The sequence below is a fragment of the Actinoplanes sp. NPDC051633 genome (genome assembly GCF_040681735.1).
Taxonomy (GTDB): Bacteria; Actinomycetota; Actinomycetes; order Mycobacteriales; family Micromonosporaceae; genus Actinoplanes.
The window spans coordinates 1-8029 of record NZ_JBFAZH010000257.1 but is presented as its reverse complement, the minus strand read 5'-3'; the positions used below and the strand labels follow the sequence as shown (position 1 = coordinate 8029).

Genomic DNA, 8029 nt, shown 5'->3' with positions numbered 1-8029 from the left:
GGTTCCTGTTCGGCGACTACCCGGCCCACTGCATCTCGACCGGCAAGATGGGCCAGGAGTTACCCGCCGCTGGCCAGGAGGTGTTCCTGCCCTCCATGGTGACCAGTCTGATCCTGACCAAGGACGTCTCGATCAAGTGGGACAACTGGCAGACAGACTGGGAGCAGCAGACGTCCGGCACTGCCGCGGGCGCGTCGATCGGCTGGGGGCCATTCTCGCTCAAGGGCAAGGGCGAGCACCGCAAGGACGAGTACGACTGGGATACCGACAACACCGGCGAGTGGCTGCGGTGTCCGGGCATCCAGTGGGTCGGAACCGTATCGGAAATTCTCCCAGCCTGCCCAGCGCACGCCTCGTCGGAATTCATGCAGCCCTGAGCCGAGGGTGACAGGGACGCCCACAGCCGGCCCCCGGCAGTAGCAACCCTGCTGCGGGCCCGGGGCGGGCCGGTGGTAGACGGGAGGACGACTCATGGGTCTGCTGACCCAATCGCTGCTCCAGCCGGTCAGGGACTGGATCCTGACGGAGCTCGGCACGCCTGCAGGTGCGTCGGTGGTGTTCCGGTTCGACCGGTTCGGCGTCGCCCTGTCCGACGCCGACTTCATGATCCCCGGACAGCCTCAGCTCGGCGTCTCCCCGCAGATGGCGATCGAACGGTTCTCCGATCTGGTCAATGCGACGCCGGCCGTGCTGACCGATCAGGACGTCGTGTTCTCCGACGTCGACGTTGACACCTGCTACTTCTTCCGGATCGTCAACGCGGCCGAACCGTATCTGCCGTCCGGCATGAGCGACACCACCCGGCAGGAGCGGATCGCCGCGTTCGGCGCTCTCAAGGCACAAGCGGGACGGCAGTGGGAGAATGCCGGTCTGGCGTCGGTGACCGGCCAGATCCGGGAGTTCCGCCCGGCCGGCGCCCAGCCGGTGGACTGGTACGACCTGGGCAGTACCGCCGGGTGGCAGCGGCGCACCTTCACCATCGCAGGCTCCGCCAGAGCGCCGGCACCGCAGACACTGCAGTGGCAGTTGCCGCCGAGCCCACAGCAAGTCGCCACGGCAGTCGAGCTGCCGGCCACGGCGGTGCCCGACCTGCCGGTGACCGAGGTGATCCGCCGTGCCGCGCTACTGCAACGAGGCATCCCGGCGTCGCTGATCCGGGGCGTGCGGCCGGCCCGCCCGGCACCTCCTCCACCTGCGGTGCCGGCTACCGGCGCGCCCCGGGTGGCGGACGGGCGTATCCTGCTGCGCCGCGCGGCCCCTGGCGATCTCGCCCGGTTGTCCTTGGGTGACCGGATGCTGGCGAAAACCCGCCTGTTGCGGGCCGCGCCGGTCGCTGCGTCAACGACGAACACGGACACCACGGTCACTTTCAATGCCCGTGTCGTACGCATCGACCGGCCGTGGTGGTTCTGGCCGCTGCTGACCGATACCACGTGGATGGTGCCCGGCATCAGCCGCGGCGGAATTACCCGGTTGGGCACGGCGGGGGCGTTGCCCTGGCTGCCGATCGGGATGCTGGTCATCTGTAACATGAAGATCGTCGGCGCGTGGTCGCCTGAGGACGTCGAGATGTCGGGTCAGGCGACCAACTTCGGGCCTTTCCCTGTTTCCGGAAAGATCAGCGGCGGGGAGTTGTCCTCCCCGGGCATGCAGGTCATCGGCTGGCTGCTTCAGCAGATGCCTGAGCTGCCACCCAACGAGGAGGCGGCCGCACCACCGGTCCGGGAGTACACCGTCGTCAAGGGGGACACCCTGTGGGGCATCGCGCTAATGATGTACGGCGACAGTGACAGGTGGCCGGCTATCGCCGACGCCAACAAGCTGGCCGATCCGGGCCAGCTGCGTGTCGGCGCACGCTTGACCATTCCTTAGTGCCCGTCGTTCCAGTGGTACGGCCGCTCGTACCCGTAGCACCTGTCGTCACGACCGATCCGTCCCGCAGGAGGTTGACCGTGTCCATCGCCTCGCTCGTTGCCGCCGATCGTGCCGTCGCCGCGGCGCAGGGCGCACCGCTTGGCTGGGAGGCGACCCTGCGGGCGGCGGTCCGGTCCGGGTTCCTGCGGCGGCCGTGGGACGGCCGGCTACCGGCGCAGGGCATCAGCGATCTCGTTGAGGAGATTGCCGCCGGCCCGGTGCTGAAGCTCGAGGTCAGTGAGGTACGTGCCCGGTTTCACGGCACGCTCGGGGTGGTCATGTCCAGTTGCACATGGCCGGATCTGGGCGACGATTCTGTGCAGGTGGTGCGGGTGTACTCCCTGCAAGAGCGCAGATGGTTGTGTGAGTACTGGCAGGAGACCCGCTACACGCGGCCGCGGTGGTAAGGCACGCCGGAGAGGTTGAACGGAACTGCAGCGCCCCTGAGTGGCCGCGGCAGTGGTGTCACCGGCGGGGAGCGGGTTTAGGTCCTCCGCCGCGACCGCACGCTGGCATCTCGATCGTGAGGTTCTGGACTTCTTCCAGCCACCGGAGCGGTCTTGGACGTCGACGACGTACACATGACCCCCGACTATGCCGAAGACTCTCGGCGCGGGCAGCTGCGTCGCGTCGCCCAGGCCATGCCGGTCGGACGTCCGACACATTCGCAACACCCTAGTGTCTCCTGTAAGCAAGTCACAGGTATCGGATCATCATGGGTGCAGCCGAGATCAGACAGCGACTTGGCGGCATCAGTCGACAGCGGGTCTATCAGCTCACTCGCCGCGCCGACTGGCCGGCGTCCTACGACGAACTGGTGCAGGGCAAGGTCTGGCGGCCGGTCGACGTTGAGGCATGGATCAAGCTATACAGACCCGGCCTCGGCGACGCGACCCTTGACCCCAGGCCCGCTGGCGGGCATGCCGTGGGTGATGTGAGACGGGGCCGAGACATGCACGATGAAGGCGCTCGTGCCCGCCTCGGGAGCGTGCGTTAAGGGAGCGGATTGGGAGCAGCGGGGCGCTTTAGACCGCCGGGTGCTATAGAGCAAGCGCGTCACCACGACGATCCCACAGCCCAGAGACCAGACCGTCAGGCCGGCTGCGCAAGGGACACAACGGCGGCCGGCCACCGACGTTCGATCCGGCTGCCCTACAAACGGCATCGCTGGGTGGAACCCGGCTTCAACTGGCGCGCCAGCCCAACTCCAACCGCCAGCGAACACACACTAGTCCGCCGTGCCATTGGTGCACACCGAAGTCGTCCACTCGAGCGCTCGTGTAACCAAATCCGGATGGGTCCTAAGCGTGCGGCAAACGTCCGACGACAATGGAGCAGTTTTGGAGCAACCCACGTCCACGGTGGAACTTTAAATTGAAGTTTAAGCAGCTCACGGGCCGGACTCCAATAGAGTTTCGAATCGATGCCCAGATTAAAAGTCCTCAGCTCTGCCATTGAGCTAGCAGCCCGCGGTCACAGGGTACCTGGGCCGTTCCGCTTCGCCTACGGCATACACGGCGCGGTGCCTTTGCGCAGGTCAAAGGACCTATCGCTCGGTCGGCAGCAACTACCGGAGTTGGGCGGCTGGAACCATCCGGCCGGTCCAGGGCCCTTACTTAGGTATGGGCTTGTTTCGCAGTGGGGAACCCGCCGGCTACGAGGACTTCGTCGCCAGTCGGTACCGCGCGATCGTTCGCTTCGGGGCGCTGCTCGCCGGCGATACCCGGCTGGGGGAAGATCTTGCCCAGGAAGGGCTGATCGCCGCCTACCGGTCGTGGCATCGGCTCGGTGTGCCCGACGGCCGGCCGGAGGCGTACGTCCGGCAGGTGATGGTTCGGACCGCCATGCGGGCCCGGCGCCGGCGCTGGCTCGGCGAGGTCCCGACCGACGAGCTGCCGGACGCGCCGGGTCGCGGCTTCGCGGACGAGTCGGATCTCAGCGTGCAGGTCCTGGCCGGCCTGCGCCGCCTGCCCGTCGATCAGCGGGTGGTTCTCGTGTTGCGGTTCTGGGCTGACGCCTCCGAGGCCGAGGTCGCCCAGACCCTCGGTGTTGCGGTGGGAACGGTCAAGAGCCGTACCTCCCGCGCCCTCGCGGCGCTGCGCGTCGGCGACCTCTCAATCGAATCTTCCAAGGAGACGTCGTGAATTCCACCGAAGCCAGTGAGCTCCTCGAACGCGCGGCGGCTTCCGTGACGCCGGCCGAGACCGACCCGGCCGCCCGGATGGTCGAGCTGGGACGGCGCAGTGTGCGCCGCCGCCGTGCCTGGATGGCGGGCGGCTCGGCCGCTGCCGCGGTGGCGGCCGTTGTCGCTGTGCCCCTCGCCTTGGCGCCCCCGGACGGGGCGGATCCCGCCACGGTCCGCTTCGGCGGCCTGTCGGTCGAGGTCCCCGAGGGCTGGCGTACCAGCAGACTCCCCACCTTCAACCCCTGCACCGCCGAACCACGCACCGTCTACCTCGCCGCGAAGTGGGAAGCCGGGTCTCCGATCCCGGACCCACGAGCATCATCGCTCCCCGGGCCGTCGTCGAGATCGGACACTCCGCCACGGATGAAGTTGCCTCCGTGCCAGTCGGACGCCAAGGACTGGATGGCGGTCGTGGACGAGGGCGTCGGCCGGCCCGCCGCCAGTCCGGAACGGCTGGTGGCCAAGGACGGGAATCTGCTCGTGGTCCAGGAGCTCGACCTTCGGATGCGCACGTCGGCGTGGACCTACCGCGCCTTCAACGAAGAGTCGAACGCGACGACGGTTTTTCTTTCCGGGAACGAGCAGGGTCGCGAGCGTCTGCTCGAGCGAGTCACCTGGCCGGCCGGTCCGTCCGCTCCGCCCTCCGGCCGCCTGAAGCTGCCCGACCGCATCAACTACGCCGTCAGCGACGTGCCGCCGAGCAACGGCATGCGGGTCGCGACGGACACCAAGACGCTCAACCAGATCATGGCCGCCCTCGGCGAGTTGGACGATCCGGTGACCGCGGGCGAGGAGTGCACGTTGCAGGCGCCCGGTTCGGTCGGGATCCTGATCGGCGACGGTGACGGAAAGACCGCGGACAGCAGCGCCACGGTGGTGCTGGGTGACGCGACCTGTCCGCAGGCGATCTCGGACGCCGGTGGCCGCGTCCGAGTCCCGGCCGGGCTGGGCAAACAGCTGCAGGATCTGGTCGTGGCCGGCGAGCTCTCCGACGACTGAGAGCGGAGCAGCGGGAAACGCCTCGTAGGCTGGGGCCTTCCGCGACGGAGAGGAGGCTGAGTGTCCGAGACGACGGTGGCCGAGGTGATGGCCCGACTGGCCGTGCTCGAGGATCCCCGGACGCGCGAGGTGAACGAGAAGCACGGCGACGATCACGGCGTGAACCTTGGCAAACTGCGCGCCCTCGCCAAGGAGCTGAAGACCCAGCAGGATCTCGCGCGCCGGCTGTGGAAGACCGGTGACTCCGCGGCGAGACTGCTGGCGATCCTGATCTGCCGCCCGAAGGCGTTCGAGCGCGATGAGCTGGACAAGATGCTGCGCGAGGCGCGCACTCCGAAGGTGCAGGACTGGCTGGTCGGCTACGCGGCCAAGAAGAACCCGCACTGCGAAGAGCTGCGTACGGCCTGGTTCGCCGATCCGGATCCGGTGGTCGCAAGCGCCGGCTGGGCGTTGACCACCGACCGGGTCGCGAAGAAGCCCGACGGACTGGACCTCTCCGGCCTGCTCGAGGTCATCGAGGCGGAGATGAAGGACGCGCCGGACCGCCTGCAATGGGCGATGAACCACTGCCTCGCGCAGATCGGGATCGAGCACCCCGAGCACCGTGCCCGGGCGATGGACATCGGTGAGCGCCTCCAAGTGCTCAAGGACTATCCGACCCCGCCGGACTGCACGTCTCCTTTCGCCCCCATCTGGATCACCGAGATGGTGCGCCGCCGGGGCGATGGATAGGGAAGATCAGCTGAAGGTGATCGCCGGCAAGGGGAGCCACTTTCCCACGTACGGGCCGTCGGCCAGCCGCACGTGCTGGCTGGCGTTGAGCGCCGCACGCGAGTCGATCAACACCGTGTCGCCGGCCCGGTACGTGGTGACCTCGGAGGTCGAGCTGCCGGCCGCGTCGACCACGTACGCCTTCGGCGCGTTGTACGCGATTCTCGCGGACCGGTTCACCAGATAGCTGACGCCGGCGAACCGGCCGAGCTGATAGCGGGTCGGCGGCTTCTCCTGCACCTTGTAGCCGGACAGCCCACCGGCGCTGATGCTGTACCAGAGACCGGGCTGGCTCCAGATCTTCTCCCGGTAGGTGGACGGCGCGCTGCTGGGCGAGTTCAGCCTCAGCAGCTTCGTGCTCGTGACGCGGCCCTTGCTGTCGAACTTGCAGCCGGTGTGCCCGCCGGCGGCCAGCCGCACCGTGCCGGCGACTGCGCTCGGTGGGGAGTCGTTGTAGTAGGTGTCGATGGTGCGGGCGAAGACGGCGTCGCCGGTGATCGCGTACAGGTGCGCGAACTGGTCGATGTGGATGTCGTGGTAGTGGCCCGAGTCGGTGGCGTGGGTGAGGCAGTACTTGCTGCGGAAGCCGGAGATCCGGTAGCTGCCGCTCCAGTCCCGGGTGGTGGTCATCGCCCCCTGCAGCAGGAGCAGGGCGTCCGCGTTCTTGGTCCACGACCAGTAGTCGTGCAACCCGTACGCGGCGAAGTTGTGCCCGTTGTAGGTGACGTCGCCGTGGATCCGAGTGGGGTCGGGATACTCCTCCAGGACCAGGCGGCCACCCACCACGTAGACCCCCCACGGCTGGCGCACCGCGGGCCCGAGCTTGAATGAGTTGAACGTGTTGTGCGCCGCGGTGGCCCAGTTGGCGTTGCCGGTGACCGCCTGGAGCCGCGTGAAGAAGCTCAGCACCTGCCCCTGCGCCATCATCGAATACCACGGCGGGTTGTAGACCTCCGCGGTGCCGTGCAGCTGGAATGAGAAGGGGTACGGGTAGAACCACGCGTTCGACCGCACCACCCGCGTGTCCCACAACCGCTGCCCGTGTTGACGCGCGCGGTCCAGGAACACCGTGTTGCCGGTGATCCGGTAGCTCTCCAGCAGCGCCAGGCCATATTGCGCCTGGGCCACCGGGTGGTTATAGAGCCGGCCGTTGCGCAGGGACATCCGCACACCCGCGGAGTCGTGCGTCCCCGTGTCCGTCACCGGCACCGCCCTCGTGCGGTAATACGGCCAGAGCTCCAGCGGCACCTCTCGGACCGGGAAGTCGTGCACGGCGAAGGTGAACGGGAGGCTCGACGCGGCCAGGCGGCTGCTGGGGGCCGCGCTGTCGTCCGGGCGGGAGGCGGCCTTCGGTGCCAGCCGGCGCGCGTCGGCGCCGGGCAGAGGCCGCCGCTCCCAGGGCGCGAGAGGCCTTTCCGGCGGGCTGAGCTCGAAGGCCGGATCGATCAGCTGCGGGGGACCGGGCGGCGTCGGCGCGGCGGCTTTCGCCGGGGCGTGGGCGGCGGCGGAGACCGCGGCGTGGCCGGCCGCGGAACCCGGTGCGACCAGTGGTGCCGCGCCGGCGGCGGCCGCGGCGCCGAGGACGAGCCGGCGGCTCAGACGCGGCGGCGCATCGCCGGGCGCCGGTAAGTCGTTGGGGTCGGAGAACGGGGTGCGTGCCGTGTCGGACATGTCGACCTCCCGTGGACGAGCTGGCGTTGATGGTGTGTGGCGCCGGCCCGCATGAGCGGGATGTCGCCCCCGTGATCGCGCACTCCGGACCGGGCGGAGTGCGGGACGCGTCCATTCTGTCGGCGGGTCTGCGCCCGCGGTAGCCCCTCAATCCGCTCGATACGGTCAGATCGCACCGCACTTTCCGGCGCGGGCTCATCACTCGGCTACCGCACGGTCGGTGATCATGAATAAGCTCACACACCTCGCACTCCGGCCGGGATGCCGGGGGTACGACTCGATAAAGGATGATCGGTTGATGTGTCGGGGCGCGGTCACGAAGACCCTTAGGCCTTGACCTGCCAGGCACAACACGGGGGAGACAACGGAAGATGACACGAACTCGCCGAACAGCCGCCGGCCTGGTCGCCGGTCTGTTGCTGCTCATCGCCCTGCCGGCGCCGGCCGCGCAGGCAGCACCGGCTCAGCCGGCCGGGCCGGACCGGTCGC

Annotated in this window: 7 protein-coding genes; 6 read left to right on the top strand and 1 reads right to left on the bottom strand. The window is 68.6% G+C overall.

The annotated features are described in order from the left end of the window. The 6 genes from AB0M20_RS16665 to AB0M20_RS16640 form a co-directional block, all read left to right on the top strand. Nucleotides 1-377: hypothetical protein (locus AB0M20_RS16665; RefSeq protein WP_364298929.1), on the top strand; the 377-nt coding region annotated here is incomplete at its 5' end. Nucleotides 378-642: 265 nt separating this feature from the next. Beyond that, nucleotides 643-1872: a LysM peptidoglycan-binding domain-containing protein gene (locus AB0M20_RS16660; protein ID WP_364298927.1), complete on the top strand. Its 1230-nt coding sequence runs from the start codon at nucleotides 643-645 to the stop codon at nucleotides 1870-1872. An 80-nt stretch (nucleotides 1873-1952) separates the two neighbouring features. Next, on the top strand, nucleotides 1953-2321 hold the full coding sequence (locus AB0M20_RS16655; RefSeq protein WP_364298925.1) for a hypothetical protein: 369 nt from the start codon (nucleotides 1953-1955) through the stop codon (nucleotides 2319-2321). 1221 nt (nucleotides 2322-3542) lie between these two features. Next, the gene (locus AB0M20_RS16650; RefSeq protein WP_364298923.1) at nucleotides 3543-4058 is read left to right on the top strand and encodes a SigE family RNA polymerase sigma factor; all 516 of its coding nucleotides are present in this window, start codon (nucleotides 3543-3545) and stop codon (nucleotides 4056-4058) included. Further along, nucleotides 4055-5098 carry a hypothetical protein gene (locus tag AB0M20_RS16645; RefSeq protein WP_364298921.1) on the top strand — a complete coding sequence of 348 codons (1044 nt, stop codon included), beginning with the start codon at nucleotides 4055-4057 and terminating at the stop codon, nucleotides 5096-5098. Before AB0M20_RS16650 ends, AB0M20_RS16645 begins: the two co-directional genes overlap by 4 nt. Nucleotides 5099-5158: 60 nt before the next feature. After that, nucleotides 5159-5830, top strand: coding sequence for a DNA alkylation repair protein (locus AB0M20_RS16640; protein ID WP_364298919.1), 672 nt, complete (start codon nucleotides 5159-5161; stop codon nucleotides 5828-5830). A 6-nt stretch (nucleotides 5831-5836) separates the two neighbouring features. Here AB0M20_RS16640 and AB0M20_RS16635 read toward each other — a convergent pair whose 3' ends face one another. Then, nucleotides 5837-7540 carry a D-glucuronyl C5-epimerase family protein gene (locus AB0M20_RS16635; RefSeq protein ID WP_364298917.1) on the bottom strand — a complete coding sequence of 568 codons (1704 nt, stop codon included), beginning with the start codon at nucleotides 7538-7540 and terminating at the stop codon, nucleotides 5837-5839. Nucleotides 7541-8029 lie beyond the last annotated feature (489 nt).